The 15,447-nt window shown below is 36.8% G+C and carries 14 protein-coding genes, 1 pseudogene and 1 riboswitch; of the genes and pseudogenes, 6 read left to right on the top strand and 9 right to left on the bottom strand.

All coding sequences use genetic code 11. The features are described from left to right. Window positions 1–8: 8 nt before the first annotated feature. Both V179_RS0116030 and V179_RS0116025 read left to right on the top strand, forming a co-directional pair. Window positions 9–1,694 (top strand): glycoside hydrolase family 13 protein, encoded by a 1,686-nt coding sequence (locus tag V179_RS0116030; protein WP_028392380.1) that lies wholly within the window; start codon window positions 9–11, stop codon window positions 1,692–1,694. Between the two features lie 221 nt (window positions 1,695–1,915). Then, window positions 1,916–2,374 carry a DinB family protein gene (locus V179_RS0116025; RefSeq protein WP_028392379.1) on the top strand — a complete coding sequence of 153 codons (459 nt, stop codon included), beginning with the start codon at window positions 1,916–1,918 and terminating at the stop codon, window positions 2,372–2,374. 525 nt (window positions 2,375–2,899) lie between these two features. Here V179_RS0116025 and V179_RS0116015 read toward each other — a convergent pair. Beyond that, window positions 2,900–3,517: a nitroreductase family protein gene (locus tag V179_RS0116015; protein WP_235179051.1), complete on the bottom strand. Its 618-nt coding sequence runs from the start codon at window positions 3,515–3,517 to the stop codon at window positions 2,900–2,902. Between the two features lie 129 nt (window positions 3,518–3,646). Here V179_RS0116015 and V179_RS0116010 point away from each other — a divergent pair, with 129 nt between their 5' ends. Then, window positions 3,647–4,003, top strand: a complete 357-nt coding sequence (locus V179_RS0116010; RefSeq protein WP_051404981.1) for a winged helix-turn-helix transcriptional regulator — start codon at window positions 3,647–3,649, stop codon at window positions 4,001–4,003. A 78-nt stretch (window positions 4,004–4,081) separates the two neighbouring features. On the opposite strand, the gene V179_RS32505 is transcribed toward V179_RS0116010, so the two are convergent. The 4 genes from V179_RS32505 to V179_RS0115990 form a co-directional block, all read right to left on the bottom strand. Further along, complete coding sequence (locus tag V179_RS32505; RefSeq protein WP_152534779.1) at window positions 4,082–4,306, bottom strand: SDR family NAD(P)-dependent oxidoreductase; 225 nt, start codon at window positions 4,304–4,306, stop codon at window positions 4,082–4,084. Between the two features lie 810 nt (window positions 4,307–5,116). Continuing rightward, complete coding sequence (bioA, locus tag V179_RS0116000) at window positions 5,117–6,478, bottom strand: adenosylmethionine--8-amino-7-oxononanoate transaminase (protein ID WP_028392375.1); 1,362 nt, start codon at window positions 6,476–6,478, stop codon at window positions 5,117–5,119. Continuing rightward, the gene (gene bioD / locus V179_RS0115995) at window positions 6,465–7,178 is read right to left on the bottom strand and encodes a dethiobiotin synthase (protein ID WP_028392374.1); all 714 of its coding nucleotides are present in this window, start codon (window positions 7,176–7,178) and stop codon (window positions 6,465–6,467) included. Before bioD ends, bioA begins: the two co-directional genes overlap by 14 nt. Window positions 7,179–7,181: 3 nt before the next feature. After that, the gene (locus V179_RS0115990) at window positions 7,182–7,742 is read right to left on the bottom strand and encodes a biotin transporter BioY (RefSeq protein WP_028392373.1); all 561 of its coding nucleotides are present in this window, start codon (window positions 7,740–7,742) and stop codon (window positions 7,182–7,184) included. Window positions 7,743–7,858: 116 nt separating this feature from the next. On the opposite strand from V179_RS0115990, the gene bioB reads away from it, so the two are divergent. From bioB to V179_RS0115975, 3 genes are all read left to right on the top strand, one after another. Beyond that, entirely contained in the window at window positions 7,859–8,854 is a 996-nt protein-coding gene (gene bioB / locus V179_RS0115985; protein WP_028392372.1) for a biotin synthase BioB, read from the top strand. Between the two features lie 114 nt (window positions 8,855–8,968). Continuing rightward, a riboswitch (purine riboswitch) is annotated at window positions 8,969–9,070 on the top strand. A 283-nt stretch (window positions 9,071–9,353) separates the two neighbouring features. Then, window positions 9,354–10,547 (top strand): NupC/NupG family nucleoside CNT transporter, encoded by a 1,194-nt coding sequence (locus tag V179_RS0115980; protein WP_028392371.1) that lies wholly within the window; start codon window positions 9,354–9,356, stop codon window positions 10,545–10,547. Between the two features lie 493 nt (window positions 10,548–11,040). Beyond that, window positions 11,041–11,907, top strand: a complete 867-nt coding sequence (locus V179_RS0115975; RefSeq protein WP_028392370.1) for a YitT family protein — start codon at window positions 11,041–11,043, stop codon at window positions 11,905–11,907. A 293-nt stretch (window positions 11,908–12,200) separates the two neighbouring features. On the opposite strand, the gene V179_RS32500 is transcribed toward V179_RS0115975, so the two are convergent. The 4 genes and pseudogenes from V179_RS32500 to V179_RS0115960 all read right to left on the bottom strand — a co-directional run bounded on the left by V179_RS32500 (window position 12,201) and on the right by V179_RS0115960 (window position 15,437). Continuing rightward, window positions 12,201–12,551, bottom strand: coding sequence for an RsiV family protein (locus V179_RS32500; RefSeq protein WP_268745207.1), 351 nt, complete (start codon window positions 12,549–12,551; stop codon window positions 12,201–12,203). Between the two features lie 393 nt (window positions 12,552–12,944). Next, window positions 12,945–13,240, bottom strand: a pseudogene (locus V179_RS31765) (D-serine ammonia-lyase); the annotation flags it as partial. Window positions 13,241–13,650: 410 nt separating this feature from the next. Continuing rightward, window positions 13,651–14,337: an ABC transporter ATP-binding protein gene (locus V179_RS0115965; protein ID WP_028392368.1), complete on the bottom strand. Its 687-nt coding sequence runs from the start codon at window positions 14,335–14,337 to the stop codon at window positions 13,651–13,653. After that, window positions 14,337–15,437 carry an ABC transporter permease gene (locus tag V179_RS0115960; protein WP_028392367.1) on the bottom strand — a complete coding sequence of 367 codons (1,101 nt, stop codon included), beginning with the start codon at window positions 15,435–15,437 and terminating at the stop codon, window positions 14,337–14,339. Before V179_RS0115960 ends, V179_RS0115965 begins: the two co-directional genes overlap by 1 nt. Window positions 15,438–15,447: the final 10 nt, after the last annotated feature.

Below are 15,447 nucleotides of genomic sequence, written 5' to 3'. Positions count from 1 at the left end.
TGAAAAACTTGGAAAAGTCATGGTGGAAAGAAAGTGTTATTTATCAAATCTATCCTCGAAGTTTTAAGGATAGTAATGGAGATGGAATCGGCGATATTAAAGGCATAATTGAAAAACTCGATTATTTAAAAAAACTAGGGGTGGATGTGATTTGGTTATCACCGGTTTATAAATCCCCTAATGATGACAATGGATACGATATTAGTAATTATCAAGATATTATGGATGAATTTGGAACCTTGGAAGATTGGGATCAATTATTACATGAAATTCATTCACGGAGCATGAAGTTGATTATGGACTTAGTGGTGAACCATTCTTCAGATGAACATGCTTGGTTTGAAGAATCTAGAAAATCAAAAGATAACCCATATCGCGACTATTATATTTGGCGTCCTGGTAAAGATGGCAAAGAGCCGAACAACTGGGAATCTGCATTTAGTGGTTCGGCATGGCAATATGATGAAGATACTGATGAGTATTATTTACACTTATTTAGTAAGAAACAGCCCGATTTAAATTGGGAAAATCCTACACTTCGGAATGAAGTATACAAAATGATGGCTTGGTGGTTAGATAAAGGAATCGACGGATTCCGCATGGATGTAATTAACTTTATTTCTAAAGTGCCTGGCCTTCCCGATGCGGCGAATCCAGAGGCAAAAGCCTATGTGGGTGGCGGTCAGTATTATATGAATGGCCCTCGTATTCATGAGTTTTTACAGGAAATGAATAAGGAAGTTCTATCTAAATATGACATTATGACAGTCGGTGAAATGCCAGGGGTTGATGCTGAAGAGGCAAAGCTTTATACAGAACAAAACCGTGGGGAATTGAACATGGTGTTCACGTTTGAGCATATGGATCTCGATTCAGGCCCTAATGGAAAATGGGATCTAAAGCCACTTAACCTTCTTGATTTAAAAGAAAACATCACGAAATGGCAAACTGGTCTTCAGGGGGGCGGATGGAATAGCTTGTATTTAAACAATCATGATCAGCCCCGGATGGTTTCTCGATTCGGAAATGACCAGGAATACAGGATTGAATCGGCTAAAATGCTGGCAACCTTCCTTCATATGCTTCAAGGAACTCCTTATATTTATCAAGGGGAAGAAATCGGCATGACGAATGTTTGTTTTGAAACAATTGATGAGTACAGGGATATCGAAATTTTGAATATGTACAAAGAAAAAGTAATAGATGGCAATATGGATCAAAAAGAGGTATTGAAATCGATCTACGTAAAAGGAAGGGATAACGCAAGAACTCCTATCCAGTGGGATGATTCAGATCATGGCGGATTCACTTGCGGTCAGCCATGGATCAAAGTAAATCCGAACTATAAGCAAATTAATGTCAAGCAGGCTATACAGGATCCAAAATCTATTTACCACTATTATCGTAAGTTAATCGAGTTGCGCAAAGAAAATGAAATCATCGTGTATGGGGAATATGAGCTAATCTTGGCTGAACATGAACAGATCTTTGCTTACACGAGAACATATCACGATGAGAAGCTTCTTATTGTGACGAACTTCAGTGAAGAGCAAGCGGAATTTGTTATGCCAGAGGATTATACATTTACACCTAATGAGCTGCTCATTAGCAATTATGATTTAGAAGAAACAGAAGCGAAACGAACATCGTTTACATTAAGACCATATGAATCAAGAGTGTATAAAGGATATTAGGAGTAAAAAAAGTAGCAGTGTCTACTTTTGATAATCAACGGTTGTATAAATCATTGGAAGAAGTTCAGCTTATTCATTGGTCCCGAGCATATCAAGATACTCACAACTAAAGGATAGCTAATAAAGATTTGTCCCGTAATACCTTCTAAAATCACAAAATTTGCCTTGGAAAATCGTAGTCGTTATACTTCTATATATATAGTGATAAAAGGAGAGATTCCATGAGCAACTTAATCAAGAAACAATTTGAACTAACAAGAGGATATTTCATTAAAAATGCGGAGACATTATCGAATCAGGTAGTGGACGTACAACCAGAAGGTTTTAATAATACGATTCATTGGCATATTGGCCATGTTCTGGTATCGGCAGAGGCCCTTTTATTAGGCTTCCCGGAAAACGGAAGTCTACCAGCTAGCTATGGTGCGTTGTTTGCAACCCGTACTAAGCCAAGTGATTGGCAAGGTGAAGTCCCGACTGTTGAAACATTAATTGAACAGTTGAAGGAACAGCTTACTCGCCTTAAGGAAATTCCAGATGCTCGTTTTGAAGAATTGCTGCCAGAACCATTTTTAGGCATGACTTCTGTTGGTGAAATAGCCAATTTCGTAGCGTTTCATGAATCACTCCACTTAGGACAAGTTCAAACTATGAAGCGTTTGATTGAAGCTTCATTATAATGATTTAACCGGTTAAGAATCCATTCTTAGCCGGTTTTTTTTGATGATAGCAGAATCATTTTATTAGAGAACTTAATTTTGATAAGCGATCTAAATACGTTCAAAGAAATGGATTCGTATTTAAAGAGTATCTAAAATAAAATGTAACTAATACTCTATGAAGCATTTTTATGGCGAAATATATCTCGATTTCTTTAATAATAATGATGGGTTTCTTGATCCTGGTATGGCCGTTACTTTATGTCTTTAAAGATGTAATGATTTCTTTTTCATTTGATTTTATTGTTGGTTGTTAGCTATTCATCCAACCCATTTCAATAATATGGAGGATGAGAAATATGTTATTATCTTAACTGGCACTTCCGCAGAAGGACGAATAATCAAATTAGATTGGTTTGACGCAAAATCTATCGCTCAATTACAACAGGCGAATAAAGAATTACTCGATATCGTGCAAACATTGAAAGGTGCCAGGTTCTAAAAACAATTCGGAATCCAATTAGAACCTAGCACTCATAAGAAGTGTTATATGAACTTTACCTTATCCTCTATCGCGAGGCGTGTTGTCTGATAAGCTGGCGCGTTTAATTTACCTAGCGTAATCAGGACAATCGGGAAATAGCGGTCAGATACATTGAAGCGCTCCGAGAACTTAACTTTATCGAAGCCGCCCATTGGCCCTGTAGCATAGCCCCGCTCCTTGGCAATCAGCATAAATTGCATTGCAGCCAGTCCGGAATCGAACGTTGCTAAGTTCTTACGTGTCTCTTCAGGTGCATATGGATAGGTTTTTCTTGCATTACCGACGAGAACTTCTTTGCTAGCGCTATCAATATACCCTGCCTCATACATGCTGTCATAAACTGGATCAATATTTTTATGAAATTCTTTATCTCCTAATACCGCAATGACGGCTGAAGCCGTTACAATCTGCTCCTGATTGTACGCAATCGCCCGCAAGTCTTTCCTCTCTTCGGGATTCAGGAATACAATAAATTCCCACGGCTGCAAATTGCTTGTTGAAGGTGCCAGTGTTGCATCCTTCAGCATCTCTAGAATCTCTTCTTTCTCGATTTTAAAGTTCGGATCGTATTTTCTGACCGAACGCCGTTCTTTAATTACGGTAGAAATCGTTTCAGACAATTGAATTCCTCCTATTATTTGAACTAATTTTTAGTAAGTGCAATTCCAGCATACTTTTAGTAAGTTCAATCTGTCAAGTATTTTGCAATATGGTATGATTAAGAAAAGTAGAAAAAGAGGTTTTGGCGAATGAACAGGAATGCAAAAGAGCGGGAGCCAATCATTGAATCATCGTGCCATACGTACCGGCTCGCGATTGAATTTATCGGAAAACGCTGGACGGGGATCATTATTTATCAATTATTCGAAGGACCGAAGCGCTACCACGAATTGCTTAATGCCATTGACGGGATTTCGGACAGGCTGCTATCGGAGCGGTTGAAAGATTTGGAACTAGAAGGTTTGCTGAGGAAGCATGTCATTGCGGAAGCACCGAAAAAAGTGGAGTACGAACTGACTCCTCCCGGTTATGAATTCATAGAGGTATTCAAAGCGATTATGAACTGGGCGGGGAAAAAAGAAGAGTATTTGAAAGGAGGAAAGTGAGCATAAAAGGTGCCAAAAAGGACACCATCTTCCAGAATGGTGCCCTTTAATGGCGGATTGTTCCTATTTTGCGTTCAATCATTTCTGGTATAACTTGTTGAGAATAGTCAAAGCACCTGCTACGTTCACATTAAAATCGTTCAATAAATCTTGTTGATTCAAAATTGAAGAGGTGCTTATCGTATTGGCACCTGCATTATAGATTAAAACGTCTGGTACTCCGTAGTCTGATTCTATTTGATCAAATGCAGCTATTAATGGGTTTGATTCTGATGCATCAGCAGTGATTCCATATGTTGATATGTTTTCTTCTGAAGTTCAGCAATTTGAAAGTCTAATGATTCCTCCCTTCTTGCAAGAAGAATTACTTTAAAATCATTACTACCAAATTTACTTGCAATGCCTGCACTTACCCCAGGACCTGCCCCAACAATTACTATTAAAGGTTTGCTTCTTTTAATTATCTCCTTTTTACTTAAATAACTACTTAGCAAAATCAATCTAATTGAATGATATTTTTTAACATACGGGGGAGTATCAGACAAAAAGTACTATAAGCAATACTGAATAGCAAATATCACAACTTTTGTATGTTCTTTTATTAAGGCTATTTTCGTATACTTTGTTGCTTTTAAATAATATTTACTCTACTATCCTGGGTTGACTTCCGTTACAGGTCCTCGCTTTCCGCGGGCGGTCTCAGGGGCCTCCTCAGTGCTTCGGCATTTGCGGGGTCTCCCTCAACACGTTTTCCCGCAGGAGTCTCGCATCTTTCACTACAATCAACATCTGCTCGAATTTGTTATTTGCTAAAAACAACAATCTTTAAAAAAAGAGCCTTTATTAATCAATATGGCCCTTTACATAAAGAAAGACGCTATCGTTATTACAGATAAGCGTCCGATTTTTGAGCATGACTGGCGTATATTAAACAACATTATTGTCACTTAACATTTTCAAATGGGGACACTCTAGATTCTACTCGAATGTACCCATTTCGTGTCTTAAGCCTTAGAGTTGCAATATAAGTTTAACTCAAGGAAATTGTTGGGGAATGCACTATATGTTTATTGGTAGTTTTTAGACTACTGAATTTTCTATTAAACGAGCAAGTTACATATTTTCTAAAATTGATTGATAGATTATTTTAATGGCTTCTTCTAGCTCATTTTGGCTCATCGCTAAAACAGGCATAAATGTTAATACTTGATCTAATTGGCGGATGATCAGTCCTTTTTGCCGTGCAGCTAAGACAATGTTATCAAGTTTATTTTCTTGAATGGGGAAAATGGTTTTCGTTTCTCTGTCTTGTACAATCTCTATCCCAACCATTAATCCTCGTTGCCGAATGTCTCCTACAATGTCTAGCTTATATAAGTCTTGTAATTGTTCATTTACGAATGAAGCATTTTTTTGAACTTTTTTGATTAATGCTGTTTCTTCCATTAATTGAATATTTTTTAGTGCAACGGAACAGCTTAGTTGGTTACCAGTGTATGTATGACCATGGTAAAACGTTTTATGCTCTTCTTTTTCTCCTAAAAAAGCATCAAAAATTTTTTGACTTGTAATCGTAGCTGCGAGGGGCATGTAGCCACCAGTTATCCCTTTTCCTACACATAATATGTCAGGTACTACCTCTTCTTGTTCACAGGCAAACATTGTTCCGGTGCGCCCAAAGCCAACTGCCACTTCATCACAAATAAGGAGAACATTATATTTTCTACATAGGTTTTCTACACCTTTTAAAAAACCAGATGGATGAGTAATTATTCCCGCTGCTCCTTGTACTAAAGGCTCAATGATGATACCAGCTATTTCATCAGCTTTTTCTTGAAGTAAGCTTTCTAACCGCTGTAAGCAGAAATTCTTAACATCTTCGGCATGATCAAATTCTGTCATTCGATACGTGTGAGGGGTTGGTAATGAGACACGTTTGAAGAGCAATGGCTCAAAGATACGATGATATAAATCCATACCACCTACGCTGACGGAACCGATGGTGTCACCATGATACGCATCGTCTAAGGAGATAAATGTATGTTTATTTTTATATTTATCAAGATTGGTATTTTGCCAATATTGATAAGCGATCTTTAAGGCGATTTCAACGGAAGCTGAACCTGTATCAGAATAGAAGACTTTACATAAGTTCCCTGGTGTGATTTCTGCTAATTTCTTTGCTAGTAGAATTGATGGAACATTGGCAGAACCTAATAAAGTAGAATGAGCGATTTGATGTACTTGATGGATCAGTGCTTCATTTAATGCAGGAACATTATGACCATGGACATTTACCCATAGAGAAGCATAGCCATCTAAATATTCCTTGCCTTCAATATCATACAAATAGCTACCTTGTCCTCTTTCGATAATCAGCGGTTTAGTTTGTTGATAATTCTTCATTTGAGTAAATGGATGCCAGACATATTCTTTATCCCAGTTTTCTAAATTTTGCATCTCATCGTGTTCCATGAATGAAAACCTCCTTGATTTGTTTCTTGAATGATTCGGATTGAATCCAACTTTCGGAATAGATTTCTAATTCATTTTTGAGATCTTCAAAAAAAGGAATAGCTAAAGCAGGCAACTGAACGATTCGCTTTATGGTCTCGATATTGTCTAGATGAATGGGGTTCGTTTCTTCAAATCTATTGAAAAGTAATAATTGAATAGGAATGTCATAATGGTTAGCATATTGGTTAGTTGTTAATACATCATGAATCGAACCAAGACCGCTTGGACTCACAAGAATAGCAGGCATATTCGCTTCTTTAATAAAATCTTTTGTCATGTAAAAGTCATCTTCTCGTTCAATTAAAGGAACGGCTAAACCTCCAGCTCCTTCGACTAAGACGATATCATTCGTTTGTTCTAATTCTTTCAGTCTATGCAAAACCGCTTCGATGTTCACTTTGGCACCTTGTAGCTTAATCGCTAGATGGGGTGAAGCTTCAGGTTCCAAGGCATAGAATCCGGCATTGCTAACGCCGATGACTGACGAGAACCAGTCTAAGTCTGGATAAGTTTGTGTTTGTTCAATTAACCCAGTTTGAAAAGGTTTAAATACAGTTGTTTTCAAGCCAAGCTTGTTTAATGTGAAATATAAAAAACCAGTAGCAATCGTTTTGCCAATATCAGTGCCTGTTCCTGTAATAAAGAATGATTTGCCCATCTTTCATGCAGCTCCTTGCTTAATAATGATATGTTTTAATCTTGGACGAACTTTAGATATGATGACAGCACTCATAAAAGCTAATAGTAGATCACCAGGAGCAGGTAAATAGAAACCAAATAACAATGTTTCATGAAGAGAAAGAGGTTTCTCAATCACCCATTTCATTGCTCCATAAAGCCAAATGCATCCAAAAAAGTACACAACGAGGAGGGTACTTATGTTCGCAAAGAAAATAGAATAGACTCTTTTTAAATTAAACCTTTGAATGAACCAGCCATTTGTATAGGCTCCCAATATAAACCCAATTAAATAGCCAAATGTCGGTTTTAGAAGATAGCTGGGTCCGCCTCCTTCTGTAAAGATTGGTAATCCGACTAATCCGATTAACACATAGCAAAGTTGACTTAAACTGCCAAGCTTAGGCCCTAATAGGGCACCAGCAAGATAGACAGATAAAATTTGTAGTGTAAAAGGAATAAAGGGAATAGGAATTTTAATGAATGCCCCTATTGCGGTTAAGGCAGCGAATAATGCTGCGAACGCTATGGTTGTATTTTTCATTATTTCACCTCGTTTATTTTTTTACTTGAATATTATTCTGCATGATTTATAATTCAAATGTCAACCAATTTTATTTTTAGGTTAACATTATAGAGATTCTACAGAAAAGAGGAGAAATGGATATGATAAAAGAAATGGAGCTACAACAATTAGCGGAGCGAGTAATAAGTGGGGAAGCTGTGAGTAAAGACAAAGCCCTGTCTCTTTTGCAAATAGAAGATACACAGATTTTAGAATTAATGAATGCTGCTTATAAGATTCGTCATCATTTCTATGGAAATAAAGTTAAATTGAATATGATTATTAATGCAAAGTCAGGTCTCTGTCCTGAAAACTGTGGATATTGTTCACAGTCAATCGTTGCAGAAACACCGATTGACAAATATGCCTGGCTAACGAAGGAGAAAATTATTCAAGGTGCAAAAGAGGCTATTTATCGTAAAGCGGGTACATATTGTATTGTTGCTTCTGGAAGACGTCCTACTGATAAAGAAATTTCACATGTTGTTGACGCAGTAAAAGAGATTCGAGAAACGACAAATTTAAAGATTTGTTGTTGTTTAGGGTTCTTGAATCCAGATCATGCGAAAGCTCTAGCAGATGCGGGGGTACATCGTTACAATCACAATCTCAATACACATCGTGATCAGTATGAGGAGATTTGTACTACACATACGTATGACCAAAGAATAGATACTGTACAGCAAGTGAAAGAAGCGGGAATATCTCCTTGTTCTGGTGCTATTTTTGGAATGGGGGAGAATGATGAGCAGCGAGTAGATATCGCCTTTGAATTGCGTGATTTAGATGCTGATTCGATACCTTGTAACTTTCTCGTGGCCATTACAGGAACACCATTAAGCGGTAAGAAAGATTTAACACCGATAAACTGTTTAAAGATCCTTGCGATGATGCGATTTGTAAATCCTGCGAAAGAAATTCGGATTTCTGGTGGACGGGAAGTGAATCTTGGCTCTCTTCAGCCGCTAGGCTTGTTTGCAGCTAATTCCATTTTCGTTGGGGATTACTTAACGACAGAAGGTCAACAACCATTAGATGATTGGAGAATGATTGCCGAACTAGGTTTTGAAATCGAAGAATGTGCTCTGTAATAGACTCTTTTTAAAATGATTATGAATTTTCCCGCGAATTTTGCTATTCCGAATAACATTCAAAGTATTGATTATTTATAAGTGAACACGTACTATTTGTTCATAACAATTGAAAAACGTTACAAAAATACTTCTTGTATATTATCAGTAATATGGTCTGATCGTCTCTACCTAGTAGCCGTAAAATACTAGACTACAAGAAAGTTTGAAATGTAGATGGAAAGAAATTTGTAGTAGATATGTTTTGTCTAATCCATAGTTCTCTTCCTTTAAGCTCTTATTTTTCATTCTTTCTGTTGATCAGAATAAATGAAAAGTAAGGGCTTTTTTGTTGTTTGGCGTATAAAGGGTTTTTAGTTGTAGATAATTATAGTAGTGTTGCTACACAGCAAAATCCAGCACCTTAGCCTTTAACGAATTGCATAAAAAAAGATATAGTTGCGATCTCAGGCGAATACGCTGTTACTCTTGTAAAAATCCACATCTAGGAGCTGCTTTCATGTACTTTTTGTTAAATCTTTTAGGCGTTTTTGTTGTGATAGGCGTTGTATTTTTATGTTCTCCGAATAAGAAAGAAGTAAAATGGAGACCCGTTGTTTCCCTGATCGTTGTCGAATTGCTTATTACATGGTTTATGTTAGGAACAACAATAGGGAGCTGGGTTATTACTAAAATTGCCTCATTCTTTACGTGGTTAATTGCCTGTGCAAGTGAAGGAATAGCCTTTGTCTTCCCATCGGTTATGGCGAATGAAACTGTAGACTTTTTCTTTAGTGCATTGTTACCGATTATTTTTGTTGTTACGTTCTTTGATATTCTATCTTATTTTGGCATCTTAACTTGGATTATTGATAAAGTTGGCTGGGTGATTTCTAAAGTGTCACGCTTGCCTAAACTTGAGAGCTTTTTCTCGATTCAAATGATGTTTTTAGGAAATACAGAGGCATTAGCGGTTATTCGCGATCAGCTCTCTGTTTTAAAGGACAATCGTTTGCTTACCTTTGGAATTATGAGTATGAGTAGTATTAGTGGATCGATTATTGGTGCCTACTTATCAATGGTCCCGGCAGAATATGTCTTTACAGCGATACCTGTAAACTGTTTAAATGCACTCATTTTAGTTAGTATTTTAAATCCAATCCATGTGCCAAAAGAAGAAGATATTATTTATGTACCACCAAAAGAGGAGAAAAAGGATTTCTTCTCCACGATTTCGAATAGTATGTTAATTGGTATGAATATGGTTATCGTTATTTTAGCCATGGTGATTGGCTATGTAGCTCTTACGGCTGGCGTTAATGGGATTTTGGGTGTCATTGTAGATGGTCTGACGATTCAAAAAATCTTTTCAGTCATTTTTAGTCCATTTGCCTTTTTACTTGGTTTGACAGGACATGATGCCATGTATGTCGCGCAGTTAATGGGAATTAAATTGGCCACGAATGAATTTGTTGCCATGATGGATCTAAAGAAAAACTTAGATACACTGCCTCCTCATACAATTGCGGTTGCCACGACGTTCTTAACGTCATTTGCGAATTTTAGTACAGTAGGTATGATTTATGGAACATATAATTCGGTATTATCAGAAGGAAAATCAGCGATTATCGGTAAAAACGTCTGGAAGCTTCTCGTAAGCGGCGTTGCGGTATCCTTATTAAGTGCCATGATTGTCGGCTTATTTGTTTGGTAATAAAGCAGTACAAGAGGATGTCCCAAAAGCTCGGACCTCACAGTCTATCCAAGGGTAGATGTGGGCCTGGTCTTTTTATGGGCATCCCTTTTTTTTAGGAAAAAGAAAGTGACAGGAAGTAATTCTCGTTTATTATGTAGAGATTCCTCTTTCAATTACAATCTTCGTTGTACCTGGTTTCTGTCAAAAAAATAGAGTGAAATGGCGTACTCTATCCAACTTTATCCCGCAATAACGGAAAGTCAAGACCCCGCTGATCGAAGCTTCACATTATTCTTCCAAAGGATGAAGGTGATAGTTGCATGATTGATAAGTACCGAGAATAACTGCGTATCCGAATTGTGCTCCCTATTATGTTTGATTCCCTCATCTTCGAACGATTTTTACCAATAATAGACTTGTTTTTTGAACTAATAGTTCTTTCTTTTTTTCATTCTGGCTTTTTTTCATGTATGATTAATCATGTATTTTAAATAGGAAAGGCTTGATTTAGATGGGATTGACAAAGAAAAAACGGGTAGTAAAAGAAGTTAAACAATTAATTATGATTACAATTGGTGCTATTATTGCTGCTGTCGGGCTTGAATTATTTTTAGTTCCTAATGCTATTTTAGACGGTGGGATTATTGGTCTTTCGATAATCACAGCCGAATTAACTAGTTTAAACATGAGTATATTTCTCATTATTTTCAATATTCCCTTTCTTTATATCGGTTATAAGCGAATAGGAACGATGTTTACCCTTCATACTTTATATGGTGTTATTGTTTTATCGATATTTACATCTTATTTACATCATTTTGAGCCGTTTACCAATGATTTATTTTTAGCAACGGTAGTAGGTGCAGTCATATTAGGAGCAGGTGTTGGTTTAGTTATTAGAACGGGTGGTGCTTTAGACGGTACTGAAATTATTGCCATTCTTGTAAGTAAGAAACGACCTGTATCAGTCGGACAATTTGTCATGATTGTCAATTTATTTATTTTTGTCCTTGCTGCCTTATTAGTATTTAGTTGGGAAACAGCTATGTACTCGATTATTACTTATTTTATTGCTTATAAAATGATTGATATTGTCGTTGAAGGTATGGAAGAATTAAAATCAGTAACGATTATTTCTGATAAGCCAGAAGAAATTGCAAATTCCTTAATACAGGAATTAGGTCGCGGCATCACGTATATTCATGGTGAGGGTGTTTATAGTAATGAGCCCAAAAAGATCATATATACGATAGTAACTCGGATCGAATTATCTAATTTACGTACCATTGCTCAAGAAATAGACCCGAAAGCCCTAATCGCCATAGAGAATGTTGCTGATGTTTCAGGCAGTAACTTTAGGAAAAGTTCGGCTCATTAAAATGAAAGAACAAAGGACCAAGGACCAAGCAAAAACAGAGGGCACTGAAAAAACCCTCCTAATAGAAAAAGGTGTAATCCTTCATAATGTGAAGAGATTATACCTTTTTTCTGTATAATTAGAGTATCAATTTTATCTGGGTGGGTACGATGATACAAAAACAACAATCTATGATATTCGGTCCGTTTTTGGTCATTAATAACACCTCAATGGACTTATACTATTTATAACAATAAATGTAACAGGATTGTTATGCCAAATTACTGTAAAATCAATAAAATGATAAACAAATCCTATTTTATATATTCATTACTCACTAATTGATCTTGGATGACTTCAGTTGGAATAATGAATTCCACCACACCCATATAACCAGGAGAAACCTCATATTTATCAAATGAAATAACTAACTTCCCTTGATTATTTATATAAAAGTTTTGCTCTTTAACTATCTTTTCAAATGGATCGAATATTTCTTCACCGATCCCACTTACCCAATATGACACTTCAGGGTTCGCTTTCATTTGTGATTTCATTTGCTCTTTTATATTTTCACTAATTACATCCACATAATCCTCATCTTCAAATAGACTTGGTAGATTTATTAGAATTTGATTTTTTTTATCAATCGTATCAAATTTCATTGTCGTTGATGAAGAGCCTACCGTATTCACATTATACCTAGCGATTGAAAGAAGTTGTTTGTTGTCTGTTTTAATTTCATAACCACTTTCTATACCTAAATGGCCACCTCCACTTTTCTTTACTTCTTCCATGTCTTTTAAAAATTCTTGATATAATTTTTCATTTTCTTTTAAATATTTTTCGTTTAAACTTTTTTCTAAATCTTTATTGTCTAAGTTGGTAACTGCAGGCACTTTAATATTTGCATTATAAGTATCCTCATTAACTCTATACTCTCTAAACGTAATTAAGTTTACCATTTTACCTAAAACCGGAATATCAGAAAAAGCATATGCAATAGTTGAACTTGTGTTCACACTCGAAATAAATAAAATAGCTGCAACTGCAATTCCTATAATTTCATAAATCCCACCTCTTGCTTTACTAGTTCCTGAGATAGGAAGGTGACTATCACATTTTAGTAATAATTCCCCTAATATAGGTTGTTGATAATTCTGTTCGAAGGATTGTTTCAAGGCAGGGACTCTCACTAAAGGAGATACTATGTTATCATTTGTCCCTTTTGTTTCAGGGGAAACCTTGGCTATATATGGAGCAAAACGTTTCAACCTTTCCTCTGCATCTCTTACATCTTCTTGAGTAAGGGGGATTTTTTAATTCCCGATTGAAATTTTTCGATATTTGGATTACATGATGTAGTGCTGCCGCCCGAAATCTCTATTGAACGTCCTTGACCTTATAACAAATTTTAATAATTTTCTTCAACAAAAAAAAGAAGCCTTTTAGCTCCTGAACCTACCTGCTTTAACAAATCTGGCAGTGTACGTGATCTCGATGATCTGCTAAGGCACAATCACCAATATCTTCATTCATCTCATTAAGATAACCTGCCACCCGATTATGAATCTCATATAGGGGTACTGTTACATGCCCATCAAACAAATATTTTGAAGGATCCCCAAAACGAGAAATTTTATCTTCCCATAGTTTTCCATGGGAAGATAAAATTTTTTAGTTTTGGGGATCAATGAATTTCTTAACTTGATGGGTATGGTGTCTGACCCTTCGTTTGAGGCCACCCGCTTTGCTACTAGTCTTCTATTTTTTTTTCTTTTCTGACAGTATTCCATCCTCGATATAGACGACACGATCACATAAATCAAGCATGCGCTTGTCATGGGTAACCATGATCGCTGCTTTTTGGTGCAGTTTCACTTCATCTGCGAGCATTTGCACGACAGCTCGTCCTCGTTCGGAATCAAGGCTTGCTGTTGGTTCATCTGCTAAAATAATATCAGGGTTATTCATCCAGGCGCGAGCGATGGCAACACGTTGCCGCTCACCGCCGGATAAGCTTTCTGGGTAATGATTCTTTCTATGCATTAAGCCAAGTCGATCAAGTAGATTATGGGCTCTTTTTTTTGCATTTGTATGATGCATTCCACTTAACTCGGGAATGAGTAGCAATTGATCTTGAACGGTTAAATAGGGAATTAAATTAGACGATTGAAAGATGAAGCCGATTTTTTCTAATCGGAGCTGATTCATTTTTTTCGGAGAAAGCTTGTGAATCTCCTTACCGCCAATCATCATCCGCCCGCTCGTTGGCGATAATAAAGCACCTGTAATGGAAAGAAAGGTACTTTTTCCAGATCCAGATGGGCCGACAACGGCGACGAATTCACCCGCTTTTACTTGTAATGATACATCATCCAATACTTTGACAGACGTATCGCCATCGCCATAAACCTTACTGATCTGCTCGAGAAGTAATAAATCTTCCATTATACAGCCCTCCCAATTGCTTCGATTGCATCAATTTTCGATACCCGATATAGCGATAGTAACGCGCCGATCATCGATACTACTAAGAAAAGAATCGAGCAACCGAATACTAATGAAGTACTAAGGTTAAAAGGCATACTATCTGGTAAAATGAATGACACGCCAATAGTAAGTGAGATACTGATTAGTAAACTTACAATCGTAATGAATAGTACTTGAAATATAATGGTTCGTGCCAAGTACGCTGATTTGGCGCCAATTGCTTTTAAGACACCGAATTGATTCATTTTTTGAATAGTCATAACGTAGAAAAATACGGCTAATACAAAAGCAGAAATTACGAATAGAAATGCAATCATCATTATCAGTGAGCCTTGTTCTTCTTTATAGCCTGGAATACCTTGAAGGGCTTGATCTTTACTAATCACGTCAACGTTCGGTAGATTTTTCTCAATTTGTTTCGCTTGATTTGCCGAAATGTTTAAAGCAATCGTATTAAATATTTCCTGATTCGGAGTTTGTTGATGTGAAATGGTCGACCAACCGTTGAAATTCATATAGACAACAGGAGTATGACTGAAAGATTGACCTTCTGTGAAACCGACGATTTTAAAAGTTTCTCCTGATGCCAAATCTTCTATTTCATCTCCGAGCTTTAATCCTTCAAGTTGTATGGAGCGATCGGCTACTATTTCATGGGCTGTTCTTTGATTGATCATTTTTCCTTCGCTTATTGTAGGAGCAAGCATGCTGTTTACATCAATTGCGAAAAACGTAACATCCAATTTTTTTGTAGCCCCACTTTTCGTGATGGTTGTCATTTGCACGCCAAGTGGTGTAGCCTCACCCTCTTCGGTATATTGGCGCACATCCTGCAGATTTTTATCAGATAAGGTGGAACGAGTTAAGCGATTGTCTGAATCCTGCTGGAGAACTAAGTAATTCGTGTTCATGTTTTGAATGGACGATGCGTTATCTGACGACAGTCCGTTGGCTAATCCGGAAACAAACAGGACCAACCAGATAAGCAATACCATAATGAATCCTATTAATACATAGCGTAATTTAGCGTGTTTCATTTCCCTTAAAGCGAGAAACATCCTTCTGTTC

This window comes from Bacillus cihuensis, from assembly GCF_000504145.1.
GTDB classification, from domain to species: domain Bacteria; phylum Bacillota; class Bacilli; order Bacillales; family DSM-1321; genus Peribacillus; species Peribacillus huizhouensis.
Note: the sequence above shows the minus strand (reverse complement) of the source record. Positions and strands in the feature narration are given on the sequence as shown.

Coding starts and splice junctions, on each gene's coding strand:
- V179_RS0116025 (WP_028392379.1), top strand. CDS start 1,916: ATGAGCAACTTAATCAAGAAACAATTTGAACTAACAAGAGGATATTTC.
- V179_RS0116010 (WP_051404981.1), top strand. CDS start 3,647: ATGAACAGGAATGCAAAAGAGCGGGAGCCAATCATTGAATCATCGTGC.
- bioA (WP_028392375.1), bottom strand. CDS start 6,478: ATGGAACACGATGAGATGCAAAATTTAGAAAACTGGGATAAAGAATAT.
- bioD (WP_028392374.1), bottom strand. CDS start 7,178: ATGGGCAAATCATTCTTTATTACAGGAACAGGCACTGATATTGGCAAA.
- V179_RS0115990 (WP_028392373.1), bottom strand. CDS start 7,742: ATGAAAAATACAACCATAGCGTTCGCAGCATTATTCGCTGCCTTAACC.
- bioB (WP_028392372.1), top strand. CDS start 7,859: ATGGATATGATAAAAGAAATGGAGCTACAACAATTAGCGGAGCGAGTA.
- V179_RS0115980 (WP_028392371.1), top strand. CDS start 9,354: ATGTACTTTTTGTTAAATCTTTTAGGCGTTTTTGTTGTGATAGGCGTT.
- V179_RS0115975 (WP_028392370.1), top strand. CDS start 11,041: ATGGGATTGACAAAGAAAAAACGGGTAGTAAAAGAAGTTAAACAATTA.
- V179_RS32500 (WP_268745207.1), bottom strand. CDS start 12,551: ATGAAATTTGATACGATTGATAAAAAAAATCAAATTCTAATAAATCTA.
- V179_RS0115965 (WP_028392368.1), bottom strand. CDS start 14,337: ATGGAAGATTTATTACTTCTCGAGCAGATCAGTAAGGTTTATGGCGAT.
- V179_RS0115960 (WP_028392367.1), bottom strand. CDS start 15,437: ATGTTTCTCGCTTTAAGGGAAATGAAACACGCTAAATTACGCTATGTA.